Here is a 13,425-nt window from a genome sequence, read left to right as displayed (position 1 = left end):
TAAGATTCACCTCAGGCTCAACGTCCTATGGAAACCTTATGATCCCCACTTCCCTGACCATCGAAGCCGGCCTGCAAGCCGAGCAGGATCTGCTGGCCTCGGTCTGCGCCGGTGATGCCGAATTCGGTCTGCTGTTCTGGCAGCCCAGTGATCGCGCTCTGGTCATGCCGCGCCGCTTGAACCGGCTTCCCGGATTCGATCACGCCTGTGAAGTCTCCGCCGCTGCCGGCTGGCCGGTGTTGTTGCGTGAAACCGGCGGTGAACCTGTTCCGCAATCCGCTTCGACGATCAACATTGCACTGGTCTACGCGCCGCCTCGCAGCGAAGGCGATCTGAACCGCATCGAAACCGGTTACCGGCGTCTGTGTGATCCGATCTGTGAGTTGCTGGATGAGTTGGGCGGCAGGTCGTCGTTGGGTGAAATCGACGGTGCGTTCTGCGACGGTCGTTTCAACGTCAACCTCGACGGTCGCAAGATGGTCGGCACCGCTCAGCGCTGGCGCCAGAGTCAGGGTGGTCAGCGCCCGGTGGGATTGGTGCACGGTGCGATGCTGCTGGATGACGAGCGCGAATCGATGGTCGCGGCGGTCAATCGCTTCAACGAAGCGTGTGGCCTGGAGCAACGGGTACGTGCCGCCAGCCACATCGCGTTGCATGAGAAATTCCCGGCGCCCCATGCGTTGGCGCGACTCGATGAACTCTTTCGTTTAATGCTGGCGCAGATCTACGCCGCCTGAGCGTTCGAACTCAGCGAGTGCCGAAGACCACCATGGTCTTGCCTTTCACATCCACCAGGTTGCGTTCCTCAAGATCTTTGAGCACGCGACCGACCATCTCCCGCGAACAACCGACAATCCGCCCGATTTCCTGACGGGTCACCTTGATCTGCATGCCGTCCGGGTGGGTCATCGCATCGGGTTGCTTGCACAGCTCCAGCAGGCAGCGGGCCACGCGGCCGGTGACATCGAAGAACGCCAGATCGCCGACCTTGCGTGTGGTGTTGCGCAAGCGTTGTGCGATTTGTCCGCTGAGCACGTAAAGAATGTCTGGATCCTGCTGCGACAACTCACGGAATTTGGCGTAGCTGATTTCCGCGACCTCGCACTCGACCTTCGCCCGCACCCAGGCACTGCGCTCCTGTTCCTGGCCGGCCTGTTCGAACAGGCCCAGCTCACCGAAGAAATCCCCGGCATTCAGGTAAGCGATGATCATCTCGCGGCCGTCGTCATCCTCGATCAGGATCGTGACCGAGCCGCGGATGATGAAGTACAGCGTGTCCGAGCGATCCCCGGCGCAGATGATGTTGCTCTTGGCCGCATGGCGCCGGCGCTGGCAATGCATCAGCAGTTTGTCGAGGTTCTTGATTTTAGGTGTGGGGGTAATACCAACCATGGTTGTATCCCGAAAAGACTGCACGGTTATATTTGGTTTTTATATGAGGCGCTGAGGCGGTCGCTACAAATACTGGCTAGGCGCCAGTGAATTGGCGCCAGCTTACCAGACACTTCGTCGAAAATTCGAGAAATTACCTACGCGGTAAAGGCATCCGTCCTAGGATCACCGCTCGCAGTCAAACCGGGACCCTGTGCTAAGCTGGCGACCCTTTTTTCTACAGTGGAGTCTTGGCGATGAAGGCACGCATCCAATGGGCTGGCGAAGCCATGTTCCTCGGCGAATCCGGCAGCGGTCATGTCGTGGTCATGGACGGTCCGCCGGACGCCGGTGGTCGCAATCTGGGTGTTCGCCCGATGGAAATGCTCCTGCTGGGCGTTGGCGGTTGCAGCAATTTCGACGTGGTCAGCATCCTGAAGAAGTCCCGTCAGGCGGTTGAAAGCTGCGAAGCTTTCCTGGAAGCCGAACGCGCGACCGAAGATCCGAAAGTGTTCACCAAGATCCACATGCACTTCGTGGTCAAGGGTCGTGGCCTGAAAGAAGCCCAGGTCAAACGCGCCATCGAGTTGTCGGCGGAGAAGTATTGCTCGGCCTCAATCATGCTCGGCGCAGCCGGCGTGGCAATCACCCACGACTATGAAATCGTCGAACTCGGCTGAGCCGACATTCAACTATCATAAAAGCAGTGCAGACTCTGGCGATCCCCCGCTGACGTCTGCATAATGCGCCACTTTTTTCAGGGCAGTGATCGGTCAGCCGACGGGTCTTCCGCCTGAACAGATAACCAAAATCGCCATCGCGAAGAGGTGTTAACCGTCCTACGCAGGTGCGTCGTTCGCACTTGACGGGCATGCTTGATCACGCGGCCGGGCCGCATACATAGAGAGTTTTTAACGGTGAAAAGCAAACTCAAGCTCCACGGGTTCAATAACCTGACAAAGACCTTGAGCTTCAACATCTATGACATCTGCTACGCGGAAACCCCGCAAGACCAGCAGGCTTACGTCGAGTACATCAATCAAGAGTACAACGCGGAACGCCTGACGCAGATCCTCACGGAAGTTGTCGAAATCATTGGTGCCAACATTCTGAACATTGCCAGTCAGAATTATGAGCCTCAGGGTGCCAGCGTCACGATTCTGATCTCGGAAGAACCGGTCACCCCGACCGAAAGCCAGATCGAAGAGTCCCCGGGTCCGCTGCCGGAAATCATCCTGGCCCACCTCGACAAGAGTCATATCACGGTGCATACCTACCCGGAAATCCATCCGGACGCCGGTATTGCGACGTTCCGTGTGGACATCGACGTGTCGACCTGTGGAGTCATTTCACCGCTCAAAGCGCTCAACTTCCTGATTCACCAGTTCGATTCGGACATCGTGACCGTGGATTACCGTGTGCGCGGCTTCACCCGTGACGTTGAAGGCAACAAGCACTTCATCGACCACGAGATCAACTCGATCCAGAACTACCTTTCCGAAGACACCCGCGACGCGTACCAGATGACCGACGTGAACGTGTACCAGGAAAACCTGTTCCACACCAAAATGCTGCTGAAGAACTTCGAACTGGATAACTACCTGTTCGGCGATGCCACCAGCAATCTGTCCTCTGAGCAACGCGCCCAGGTGACCGAGCGTGTGAAGCACGAAATGCTGGAAATCTTCTACGCGCGCAATATGCCGAGCTAAGAAGTCCAGGCACAAAAAAAGGCGACTGCTTTGCGGCAGTCGCCTTTTTTATGGGCGTTTTTCAGATTCGGTAGGTGCTTTTGGTCATCACTTTGGCCAGCAGGCTCATGCCGAACTTCACCGGCGCCGGGAAGCGAAAACCGCCGGCCTCCAGCGCACTTTCTGCGTGATGTTCTTCATCGATACGCATCTGCTCCAGAATCGCCCGGGATTTCTCATCCTCGGCCGGCAGTTGTTCCAGATGCTCGTTCAGGTGCTTGCACACCTGATGCTCGGTCGCCGCGACAAAACCGAGGCTGACCTTGTCGCTGATCAGCCCGGCGACTGCGCCGATCCCGAACGACATGCCATAGAACAGCGGATTGAGCACGCTGGTGTGGCTGCCCAGCTGATGAATGCGCTGTTCGCACCAGACCAGATGATCGATCTCTTCTTCGGCCGCATGCTCCATGGCTTCGCGAACCTGCGGCAGCTTGGCGGTCAGGGCCTGACCTTGGTACAGCGCCTGGGCACAGACTTCACCGGTATGGTTGATGCGCATCAGGCCGGCGACGTGGCGGGTGTCTTCGTCGCTCATCTGCACATCGGGCTGCACTATGGCCGGCGACGGACGGTACGGCTGGCCGCTGAAGGGCAGCAGGGTTCGCATTGCGGCATCGGCTTGTAGCAGAAGACGGTCAATTGGCGAATAGTGACGTTGGGTAGTCATGCTGACCTCCGGGAAGAATCTCGGCGGCCAGTTTAACCGAATCGGCCGGGGAAGGTTTGCGCTGGGTCATGTGGGAGCAGGGCGCTCCCACAGATGTTGAGGTCGATCAGCCCGGTGGCCAGTTCATCTGGCGTTGACCGAGTACGTGCATATGAATGTGGTAGACCGTCTGCCCACCCTTTTCATTGCAGTTCATCACCACCCGGAAGCCTTCCTCGCAACCCAGCTCCAGCGCCAGGCGCTGGGCGGTGAACAGGATGTGCCCGGCCAGTGCCTTGTCGTCTTCCGTCAGGTCGTTGAGGGTGCGCACCGGTTTCTTCGGGATCACCAGAAAATGCACCGGTGCCTGTGGGGCGATGTCGTGGAACGCCAGAACCTGGTCGTCCTCGTAGATGATCTTCGCCGGGATTTCCCGGTTGATGATCTTGGTGAACAGAGTATCCACAGCTGTTTTCTCCGTTGTGTGAGCTGGGCTGAGTGTACCCACGAGGGATCACCGCGCCCAGCCATTTGCCTGCCGGCCCTTCAGCGCGGGCAGTAAGCTTTGTTGACCATGCCGACGATGGTGCGGTTGAGCCAGCGCGAACCCAGTCGTGGCAGAAAGGCGAACCAGCGGTTTCTGCGCCCGGGAATGATGATCGCGCGGTTTTTCTCCAGGGCGCGCACGGTGTATAGCGCGACCTCTTCGGGGCTCATCAGCAGTTTGCTGGCGTTGAGTTTGTCGTTGTTCAGTTGCGCCGTGCGAAAGAACGCCGTGCGCGTCGGGCCTGGGCAGAGCACCGAGACTTTCACGGCGCACTTTTTCAATTCCACCCGCAACGCTTCGGAGAAGTGCAGAACGTAGGCCTTGCTGGCGTAGTAAGTGCTCATCCACGGGCCGGGATTGAACGCGGCGACCGATGCCACATTGAGAATCTGCCCGCCACCCTGCAGGGCCATGCTGTTGCCGATCGCGTGGCACAGGCGGGTGAGGGCGAGGATGTTCACCTCGATCAGGTCCTGCTCGGTCATCCAGTCCTGAGCCAGGAAAGGGCCGCAGGTGCCGATGCCAGCGCAGTTCACCAGCAGATCGATCTGCCGGTCACCTTCTTCAAGCTCCAGCAGAAACCCGGACAGTCGCAACGGCTCGCCCAGATCGCAGGCCCGGAACAGTACCTCCACGCCGAAACGCTGGGTCAGTTCAATCGCAATGCTTTCCAGCTGATCACGCTGTCGGGCCACCAGAATCAGGCTGCGGCCACGGCGGGCCAGGGCTTCGGCCATGGCCAGGCCGATGCCGCTGGAGGCGCCAGTGATCAGAGCGTAACGGGTCATGCAGTTCTCCATCGCAACAGCTCCGCGCCGTGGACGCAGGTGTCACGGCGGGGAGCGCTGTTCATTCTTTCGCAGAGTCTACAGGGGCCGGCGCGGCTTCGGCTGCATCGTCCACCGAATTCGACGCGGGCTCGACTTCGACATCGACTTCATCAGCGGTCACCGAACCGCTCTCATAACTGCTTTCGAGGCTGGTTTCGTACTCCTGCTGGATCGCGGAGATCCCGCCCAGCATTCCGCCGACGAAGAACAATCCGATAAAGACGATCCACAGAGAGCACAGCAATTTGACGGCTGTGCTGTTCGGTGGCGGTGGCGGGCCATAGCGATTGGCGCCGGTATTGCCCGGCATGACCATGATCACCAGCGGGAAGAAGCTGCCCACGAACGGTACCAGGGTCAGTAGCCAGAGCCAGCCTGACCAGCCGATATCGTGCAGACGCTGAATGCTGAACAGGACGCCGACGATCGCGAAAGCCAGGAACAGGAAGAAGGCGAAGATACCGCCAATGATCAGCCCTGAAGTCGAATCGGCGCTCACCAGGCCCAGACCGATCAGCGCAAACACACCGATGATTGGCAGGGTCACCAGACTCAGTACCATCGACCATGCCAGGTAGCGCAGGCGTCCGATCCGTCCTTCGACGCTCAATGGCTTGAGCGCGGCGAACTCCGGCAGGTGTTCACCGACACTGGCCCGAGGTGGTGCATAGGGTGAGTCGGGCTCAGTCACGGCAGCGGAGTGTTCCTGGACATCGGACAGATTCAGTTCGATGGCTGTTTCTGTCTCGATCCGGGCGTCGATCCCGGTCTTGCCCAGCGCTTGCAAATAAGCCTGGGCGTCGCTGTGTGACAGGTCGCGCTTGAGGGCAACGGCGCGTCCATTGAACAGGCGCTCGATGCCGGCCACGTCACTCTTGAACAGGTCGGCCAGATTGAGTTTGGCCGTGGTGATATCGACGCCAGGCTGAAGGGCTCCGTCGAAAACGATCTTGTAACGCGGTTCGCTCATGACCGAGGCATCCTTGTCGCGAAAGAAATTGAATTGAAGCGTGTGGCAGTCGCCAAGTGTAAGGCCAGTCGGGCAATGACTGGCCGGAATTTTCTCAACGTGGCCAGCGTTTCGGAAGTTGCGCTGCGTGCTCCAGGGCCTGGCGATACTCGGCATCGAGGCGTGCCACCAGTTGGTCAACGCTCGGCAGATCCTCGATTTCGCCTACACCCTGGCCGGCCGACCACACGGTTTTCCAGGCCTTGGCCTCATCGTTGATCGGTTTGAGCTTGTCGCCGAAGTTCACTTCACCTTTGCCTTGCAGCGCAGCCGTATCGAAACCGGCAGCTTCCAGGCTTTGACGCATGAAGCTGGCCGGTACTCCAGACACGGCAGGAGTATGAATGATGTCCGCTGCCTTGGCTGTCAGGAGCATCTCCTTGTAGGCGTCGGGCGCATGACTTTCAGTCGTACCGATGAATCGTGTTCCGAAGTAGGCCAAATCCGCGCCAAGCAACTGTGCGGCGAGAATCTCATGGCCGTGGTTCAAACATCCTGCAAGCAGCAGCGTCTTGTCGAAGAACTGACGAATCTCGGCAATCAGCGAGAACGGGCTCCAGGTGCCGGCATGGCCACCGGCGCCGGCGGCAACGGCGATCAAGCCATCGACGCCGGCTTCAGCGGCTTTTTCCGCATGGCGGCGAGTCGTCACGTCGTGGAACACTAGGCCGCCATAGCTGTGCACGGCGTCCACCAACTCCTTCACCGCACCGAGGCTGGTGATGACGATGGGTACTTTGTGTTCGACGCAGATGTTCAGATCCGCCTGCAGACGCGGATTGCTCTTGTGAACAATCAGGTTCACGGCATAAGGCGCCGGGTTATCCAGTGTCGCCAGTCCCGCTTCGATCTGTTCCAGCCAGGCCTTGAATCCGCTGCTTTCGCGTTGGTTGAGCGCCGGAAAGCTGCCCACCACGCCATTGCGGCAGCACGCGAGCACCAGTTCGGGATTGGAAATCAGGAACATCGGCGCAGCCACGACTGGGAGGCGCAGACGTTGTTCGAGCAGAGCGGGCAGCGACATCGGAAGTACCCCGGAAAGTTGAACCAGTTGAAGTTAGAACGGCTTGACCACGACCAGAATTACGATAGCCAGCAATATCAGAACCGGCACTTCATTGAACCAGCGATAAAAGACATGGCTGCGGGTGTTCTCGCCACGGGCAAAACGTTTTACCTGCGCGCCGCACATGTGGTGATAACCGATCAACAACACGACCAGGGTCAGTTTGGCGTGGATCCAGCCACCGCTGCTGAAGATGCTCGGGTTCAGGTAAATGAGCCAGCCGCCGAAGATCAACGCGGCGATCATCGCCGGGCCCATGATGCCGCGATACAGCTTGCGCTCCATGACGCTGAAGCGTTCCTTGCTGATCGTGTCTTCACTTTGTGCGTGATAAACGAACAGTCGTGGCAGGTAGAACAGCCCGGCAAACCAGCACACGATGCTGACGATATGAAGCGCTTTGATCCACAGATAGAGCATTTTTGTTTATTCCCTCATTCACGGTAGGCCGGATAGTAGAGGCTTGAGCGTCCGCACGTCACCTTGACGGTTGTCGCAGGGGCGCGCGGCCCCTATTATCGACGGCTTTCCAGTGGGTTCGTTGAGGGCAGGTTTATGGTCAAGGTCGGTATCGTCGGCGGCACGGGTTACACCGGTGTCGAACTGCTGCGTCTGTTGGCACAGCATCCGCAGGCAGAAGTGGTGGTGATCACTTCCCGATCCGAGGCCGGTCTGGCCGTGGCAGATATGTACCCGAACCTGCGCGGTCACTACGACGGTCTGGCATTCAGCGTGCCGGACATCAAGACCCTGGGCGCCTGCGACGTGGTGTTTTTCGCCACTCCACACGGGGTTGCCCACGCACTGGCCGGCGAATTGCTGGCTGCGGGCACCAAGGTCATCGACCTGTCGGCGGATTTCCGTCTGCAGGACGCGGATGAATGGGCCAAGTGGTACGGCCAGCCGCACGGTGCGCCGGAGTTGCTGGACGAAGCGGTTTATGGCTTGCCGGAAGTCAACCGCGAGCAAATCAAGAAAGCACGCCTGATCGCGGTGCCGGGTTGCTATCCGACCGCAACGCAGCTGGGTTTCCTGCCGTTGCTTGAGGCAGGTCTGGCCGATACTTCGCTGCTGATCGCCGACTGCAAATCCGGTGTCAGCGGTGCCGGCCGTGGTGCTTCCGTGGGCTCGCTGTATTCCGAGACGTCGGAAAGCATGAAGGCCTATGCGGTGAAAGGTCACCGTCATTTGCCGGAAATTCGTCAGGGGCTGCGTCGTGCGGCGGGCAAGGATGTCGGTCTGACCTTCGTGCCACACCTGACACCGATGATTCGCGGCATTCATTCCACGCTCTATGCGACCGTGGTTGATCGCTCGGTGGATCTGCAGGCACTGTTCGAAAAGCGTTATGCCAATGAACCGTTCGTCGACGTGATGCCGGCCGGCAGCCATCCGGAAACCCGTAGCGTGCGCGGTGCCAACGTCTGCCGAATTGCGGTTCACCGTCCACAGGATGGTGATCTGGTGGTGGTGCTGTCGGTGATCGACAATCTGGTCAAGGGCGCGTCGGGTCAGGCGGTGCAGAACATGAACATCCTGTTCGGTCTGGATGAGCGCTTTGGTCTGTCCCACGCGGGCATGCTGCCGTAACGGTTTGTTGTACGCGTAAAAAAGGCCCGTTGAACGGGCCTTTTTGCATTCTGGTCGGTTGATCAGCTTTATTGATATACCGTAACAATAGTTGACCGATTTTCTAGGACAAGCGGATAATGCGCGTCATCACGCATTATGGCGGCGTAACGCCGGGAGATAGTCAGCATGAGCGTCGAATCCTTCACCCCCACGGCTTTGCAATTCACCCAGGGTGCCGCGCACAAGGTGAAGAGCCTGGTCGATGAAGAGGGGAATGATCGCTTGAAGCTGCGCGTATTCGTTACGGGCGGCGGTTGTTCAGGGTTTCAGTACGGCTTCACCTTCGATGAGGATGTGGCCGAGGACGACACCATCGTCGAGCGCGAAGGCGTGAGTCTGGTGGTTGATCCGATGAGCTTCCAATACCTGGCAGGTGCCGAGGTGGACTACCAGGAAGGTCTGGAAGGTTCGCGGTTCGTGATCAAGAACCCGAACGCCACCACGACTTGTGGTTGCGGCTCTTCGTTCTCGATCTGATTTCGCTTCAACGTACACAATAAAACGCCGCAGAACTTCACGGTTCTGCGGCGTTTTGTTATCTGCGTTTTATCTTAGTTGGGGTAGATGGCGCCGAGAACGCGCAAGCCCTTTGCGCCGGTGACACTGGGGCGATTGGCGGTGATACCCTCCAGGCAGCAATGGGCCAGCCAGGCGAAGGCCATGGCTTCAACCCAGTCTGGATCGACACCGTGAGTTGCAGTGCTGGCGACTTTCGCGTTGGGCAGTAGTTCGGCGAGGCGCTTCATCAGCGTGGCGTTGTGGGCGCCGCCGCCGCAGACCAGAAGTTCTTCGGTATCTGTTTGAGCGCTTTGCAGCGATTCGACGATGGTCAGCGCCGTCAGCTCGAGCAGCGTTGCCTGTACGTTTTCGGGTGCGAAACCTGGAAGGTGGGACAGATGCTGTTCCAGCCAAGGCAGGTTGAACACTTCCCGGCCGGTACTCTTCGGGCCTTGGGTCGAGAAGAAGGGATCGCTCAGCAATGCCTTGAGCAGGACCGGCTCAACCTTGCCGCTGGCTGCCCATTGACCGTTGCGATCATAGTTTTCCCCGCGTTGCTGGTGAATCCACGCATCCATCAGAACATTCCCGGGGCCGCAGTCGAATCCGGCTACAGGCTTGTTCGGCTCGATCAGGCTGAGATTGCTGAAACCGCCGACATTCAGGACCGCGCGGTTACCGGTACGCTCTTCGAACAACGCTTCGTGGAAGGCAGGAACCAGAGGGGCGCCTTGACCGCCGGCGGCCACATCACGGCTGCGGAAGTCACTGACGACCGTAATGCCGGTCAGTTCGGTCAGCAGGGCAGGGTTGCCGATCTGTACGGTGAAACCGCGTGCCGGCTCATGGCGAATGGTCTGGCCGTGGCTGCCGATCGCGCGAATGGCTTCGGGTTTGAGCTGTTGCTGCTCGAGCAGGGCGTGGATCCCTTGGGCCGCAAGCCTCACCCAGTTCTGCTGGGCAATGGCCGAGCGGGCGATCTCGTCGGGGCCGCTGGCGCACAAGCCAAGCAGCTCGGCGCGCAGGGAGTCAGGCATGGGAATGTAGTGCGTGGCGATCAGGTTGATCGCCGAGGTCTGCTCGATCAGGGCGATGTCCAGACCGTCGAGGCTGGTTCCGGACATCACGCCGATATAGAGAGCCATTGCTTAACGCTTGCTCGAGGCCAGCATGGTGGCCTTCTCTTGGTCCATGCGAGCCATCAACGGCTGGCTCTGTGCCAGGAAGCGGGCGCGTTCGGCTTTGGCAATCGGGTCGGCCATTGGCAGCTTCTGGCCCAGTGGATCGACGTGAACACCGTTGACCTGGAACTCATAGTGCAGGTGCGGACCGGTGGACAGGCCGGTGGTGCCGATGTAGCCGATCACCTGGCCCTGCTTGACGGTACCGCCGGTTTTCACGCCTTTGGCGAAACCCTGCATATGGCCGTACAGCGTGCGGTAGGTATTGCCGTGCTGAATGATCACGGTGTTGCCGTAACCGCCACGACGACCGGCCAGCAATACTTTGCCGTCACCGGCAGCCTTGATTGGCGTACCGCGTGGGGCGGCGTAATCGACACCTTTGTGGGCGCGGATCTTGTTGAGGATCGGGTGTTTGCGGCCCATGGAAAACTTGGAGCTGATGCGGGCGAAGTCCACCGGCGTGCGGATGAACGCCTTGCGCATGCTGTTGCCATCGGCGGTGTAGTAGCTGCTGTTGCCCTGCTTGTTGGTGTAACGCACGGCGGTGTAGGTCTTGCCGCGGTTGGTGAAGCGGGCGGACAGGATCGGGCCGTTGCCGACGGCTTTGCCATTGACCACTTTCTGCTCGTAGATCACGTCGAACTCGTCACCCTGGCGGATATCCTGGGCGAAGTCGACGTCGTAGCCGAAAACGCTGGCCATATCCATGGTCAGGCTGTGGGACAGGCCGGCGCGGGCGGCGGACTGGGACAGCGAGCTGTTGATCACGCCGTGGACATAAGCAGTACGAACGGTAGGTTTGGCGGTTACGCGGTTGAATACATAACCCTTGTCGTTCTTGGTCAGGGTGATGGTTTCGACGTCGCTGACCTTGCTGTGCAGGTTGGTCAATTGGCCTTGCGGGTTGAGCTCGAATTCGAGTTTCTGGCCGTGTTTGAGCTGGCTGAACTGCTTGGCCTGTTTGTCGCTGGCCAGCACGTCATGCACGGCTGCAGCGGGAAGGCCGACCTTCTCGAACAGTGTCGAAAGGGTATCGCCCTTGGAGACGATCACTTCCCTGTGGCCTGGAGCCTTCTTTTCAGGAGCGACCGGAGCAGGCGCTGGCGCGGCCTGGGCGGTTTGAGGTGCGTCTTCTGCGCTGTTTTCGATCTGCGCGAAGGGCGAGGCTACTGGCTCATTTGTGGCTTGAACCGCGTCAGCAGCGTCTTGATCTTGTGTCAGTTGTTCAGCAGGACTTTCCAGTTCAAGGCTCAGGGTCGTCTTTTTGGCTTCAACATCACTGGAAGGAAATACCAGGAGCGCCAGGCTGAGAAGGGCGGCGATCCCACTTGCGGCAAGCAGGTGGGTCTTCGGGTAAAGCGGTGGCGCTTTAGACGGTTCAGTGGTCATAAGTAGTTTTGACTTTGAAAAGATGAATTGGAAAAGATGAATGACATGATGAAGATGAAATAACTGTATAAAATATAACCAAATCATCTCTGAGGCAAGTCCGCAGGCATCTCGCCCGTGGATTGGTGTCCGTGCGCCGGGCAAAACTTGTAATTGGTGCGCGATCTTGTATGGTTGGTTCCCTTTGAATCTGAGCCTTGCGGGTCTGTTATGAAGTCGGTTGAAGAGCAGCTAGCGCTGATTAAACGTGGTGCGGAAGAATTGTTGGTCGAGTCCGAGCTGATCGAAAAGCTCAAGCGTGGCCAGCCGCTGCGAATCAAGGCCGGCTTCGATCCAACGGCGCCGGATCTGCACCTTGGTCACACCGTGCTTATTAATAAGCTGCGCCAGTTCCAGGAGCTGGGGCATCAGGTGATCTTCCTTATAGGTGACTTCACCGGAATGATCGGGGATCCGAGTGGTAAGAGTGCAACTCGTCCTCCGCTGACCCGTGAGCAGGTTCTGGAAAATGCCGAGACCTACAAGACTCAGGTCTTCAAGATTCTCGATCCGGCGAAAACCGAAGTCGCGTTCAACTCCACCTGGATGGATCAGATGGGGCCGGCGGACTTTATTCGCCTGACTTCGCAGTACACCGTGGCTCGTATGCTTGAGCGTGATGACTTCGACAAGCGCTACACCACCAATCAGCCAATCGCCATTCATGAGTTCCTCTATCCGCTGGTACAGGGGTATGACTCGGTTGCATTGCGCGCGGACGTGGAGCTGGGCGGTACCGATCAGAAGTTCAACCTGCTGATGGGGCGCGAGCTGCAGCGTGGTTATGGTCAGGAAGCTCAGTGCATTCTGACGATGCCTCTGCTTGAGGGGTTGGATGGCGTTAAGAAGATGTCCAAGTCGTTGGGCAACTATGTCGGTATCCAGGAAGCGCCGGGCGTCATGTATAGCAAGCTGGTTTCGATCCCGGATGCGTTGATGTGGCGTTACTTCGAACTGCTCAGCTTCCGTTCGATGGATGAGATCAATGCTTTCCGTGCTGATGTAGAGGCGGGTGCCAATCCTCGCGACATCAAGATCAAGCTGGCTGAAGAAATTGTTGCGCGTTTCCATGGTGAAGAGGCTGCTGCCAATGCTCACCGTGGTGCGGGTAATCGTATGAAGGATGGCGAGTTGCCGGATGACTTGCCGGAAGTCGAACTGACTGCTGCCGAAGATATGCCGATTGCTGCCGTCCTTAATAAGGCGGGCCTGGTGAAGAACTCGGCTGCTGCTCGTGACCTGCTGGCTTCTGGCGGTGTACGTGTAGATGGTGAGGTTGTCGATCGTTCCTTTATATGTGTGCTGGGTGCGACTCATGTTTGCCAGGCCGGCAAGAAGGCTTTTGCACGGATTACACTGAAATCCGAGTAAGGTTGAAATTAGGGGTTGACGGCAGATTCTGGAGGCCTATAATTCGCCCCACTTCCGGCGCAGTCGAAACGGAAAACTCCTTGAAACTC

15 protein-coding genes are annotated in these 13,425 nt (G+C 58.5%); 6 read left to right on the top strand and 9 right to left on the bottom strand.

Features of this window, described 5'->3' with window-relative positions; genetic code table 11:
- Positions 1 to 38: 38 nt before the first annotated feature.
- Complete coding sequence (locus tag AC07N4_RS15110) at positions 39 to 737, top strand: lipoate--protein ligase family protein (RefSeq protein ID WP_102619799.1); 699 nt, start codon at positions 39 to 41, stop codon at positions 735 to 737.
- Between the two features lie 10 nt (positions 738 to 747).
- On the opposite strand, the gene crp is transcribed toward AC07N4_RS15110, so the two are convergent.
- A complete protein-coding gene (gene crp, locus AC07N4_RS15105) occupies positions 748 to 1,392 on the bottom strand; it encodes a cAMP-activated global transcriptional regulator CRP (RefSeq protein WP_085709238.1) in 645 nt (214 codons plus the stop codon).
- Positions 1,393 to 1,628: 236 nt separating this feature from the next.
- On the opposite strand from crp, the gene AC07N4_RS15100 reads away from it, so the two are divergent.
- On the top strand, positions 1,629 to 2,051 hold the full coding sequence (locus AC07N4_RS15100; RefSeq protein ID WP_003228794.1) for an OsmC family protein: 423 nt from the start codon (positions 1,629 to 1,631) through the stop codon (positions 2,049 to 2,051).
- A 237-nt stretch (positions 2,052 to 2,288) separates the two neighbouring features.
- Positions 2,289 to 3,083, top strand: a complete 795-nt coding sequence (speD, locus tag AC07N4_RS15095) for an adenosylmethionine decarboxylase (protein WP_007956315.1) — start codon at positions 2,289 to 2,291, stop codon at positions 3,081 to 3,083.
- Between the two features lie 61 nt (positions 3,084 to 3,144).
- On the opposite strand, the gene coq7 is transcribed toward speD, so the two are convergent.
- The 6 genes from coq7 to hemJ form a co-directional block, all read right to left on the bottom strand.
- Positions 3,145 to 3,792 (bottom strand): 2-polyprenyl-3-methyl-6-methoxy-1,4-benzoquinone monooxygenase, encoded by a 648-nt coding sequence (gene coq7 / locus AC07N4_RS15090; protein ID WP_007956317.1) that lies wholly within the window; start codon positions 3,790 to 3,792, stop codon positions 3,145 to 3,147.
- Between the two features lie 106 nt (positions 3,793 to 3,898).
- The gene (locus tag AC07N4_RS15085; RefSeq protein ID WP_003228789.1) at positions 3,899 to 4,237 is read right to left on the bottom strand and encodes a histidine triad nucleotide-binding protein; all 339 of its coding nucleotides are present in this window, start codon (positions 4,235 to 4,237) and stop codon (positions 3,899 to 3,901) included.
- Between the two features lie 80 nt (positions 4,238 to 4,317).
- Complete coding sequence (locus AC07N4_RS15080; protein ID WP_007956321.1) at positions 4,318 to 5,106, bottom strand: SDR family NAD(P)-dependent oxidoreductase; 789 nt, start codon at positions 5,104 to 5,106, stop codon at positions 4,318 to 4,320.
- A 61-nt stretch (positions 5,107 to 5,167) separates the two neighbouring features.
- On the bottom strand, positions 5,168 to 6,118 hold the full coding sequence (locus AC07N4_RS15075; RefSeq protein WP_493065754.1) for a DUF805 domain-containing protein: 951 nt from the start codon (positions 6,116 to 6,118) through the stop codon (positions 5,168 to 5,170).
- Positions 6,119 to 6,212: 94 nt separating this feature from the next.
- On the bottom strand, positions 6,213 to 7,181 hold the full coding sequence (locus AC07N4_RS15070) for an NAD(P)H-dependent flavin oxidoreductase (protein ID WP_192559121.1): 969 nt from the start codon (positions 7,179 to 7,181) through the stop codon (positions 6,213 to 6,215).
- Positions 7,182 to 7,214: 33 nt separating this feature from the next.
- Positions 7,215 to 7,643 (bottom strand): protoporphyrinogen oxidase HemJ, encoded by a 429-nt coding sequence (hemJ, locus tag AC07N4_RS15065; protein WP_085709241.1) that lies wholly within the window; start codon positions 7,641 to 7,643, stop codon positions 7,215 to 7,217.
- Positions 7,644 to 7,778: 135 nt separating this feature from the next.
- On the opposite strand from hemJ, the gene argC reads away from it, so the two are divergent.
- Both argC and erpA read left to right on the top strand, forming a co-directional pair.
- On the top strand, positions 7,779 to 8,813 hold the full coding sequence (gene argC / locus AC07N4_RS15060; RefSeq protein ID WP_096817941.1) for an N-acetyl-gamma-glutamyl-phosphate reductase: 1,035 nt from the start codon (positions 7,779 to 7,781) through the stop codon (positions 8,811 to 8,813).
- Positions 8,814 to 8,981: 168 nt separating this feature from the next.
- Entirely contained in the window at positions 8,982 to 9,332 is a 351-nt protein-coding gene (erpA, locus tag AC07N4_RS15055) for an iron-sulfur cluster insertion protein ErpA (protein ID WP_003228776.1), read from the top strand.
- Between the two features lie 74 nt (positions 9,333 to 9,406).
- Here erpA and AC07N4_RS15050 read toward each other — a convergent pair whose 3' ends face one another.
- Both AC07N4_RS15050 and AC07N4_RS15045 read right to left on the bottom strand, forming a co-directional pair.
- A complete protein-coding gene (locus AC07N4_RS15050; RefSeq protein WP_102619801.1) occupies positions 9,407 to 10,498 on the bottom strand; it encodes an anhydro-N-acetylmuramic acid kinase in 1,092 nt (363 codons plus the stop codon).
- Positions 10,499 to 10,501: 3 nt separating this feature from the next.
- Positions 10,502 to 11,926, bottom strand: a complete 1,425-nt coding sequence (locus AC07N4_RS15045; RefSeq protein ID WP_096817945.1) for a peptidoglycan DD-metalloendopeptidase family protein — start codon at positions 11,924 to 11,926, stop codon at positions 10,502 to 10,504.
- 210 nt (positions 11,927 to 12,136) lie between these two features.
- Between AC07N4_RS15045 and tyrS the strand changes: the two genes are divergently transcribed.
- On the top strand, positions 12,137 to 13,336 hold the full coding sequence (gene tyrS, locus AC07N4_RS15040; protein ID WP_457379710.1) for a tyrosine--tRNA ligase: 1,200 nt from the start codon (positions 12,137 to 12,139) through the stop codon (positions 13,334 to 13,336).
- Positions 13,337 to 13,425: the final 89 nt, after the last annotated feature.

The sequence above is a fragment of the Pseudomonas sp. GW821-FHT09E04 genome, from assembly GCF_059416185.1.
Note: the sequence above shows the minus strand (reverse complement) of the source record. Positions and strands in the feature narration are given on the sequence as shown.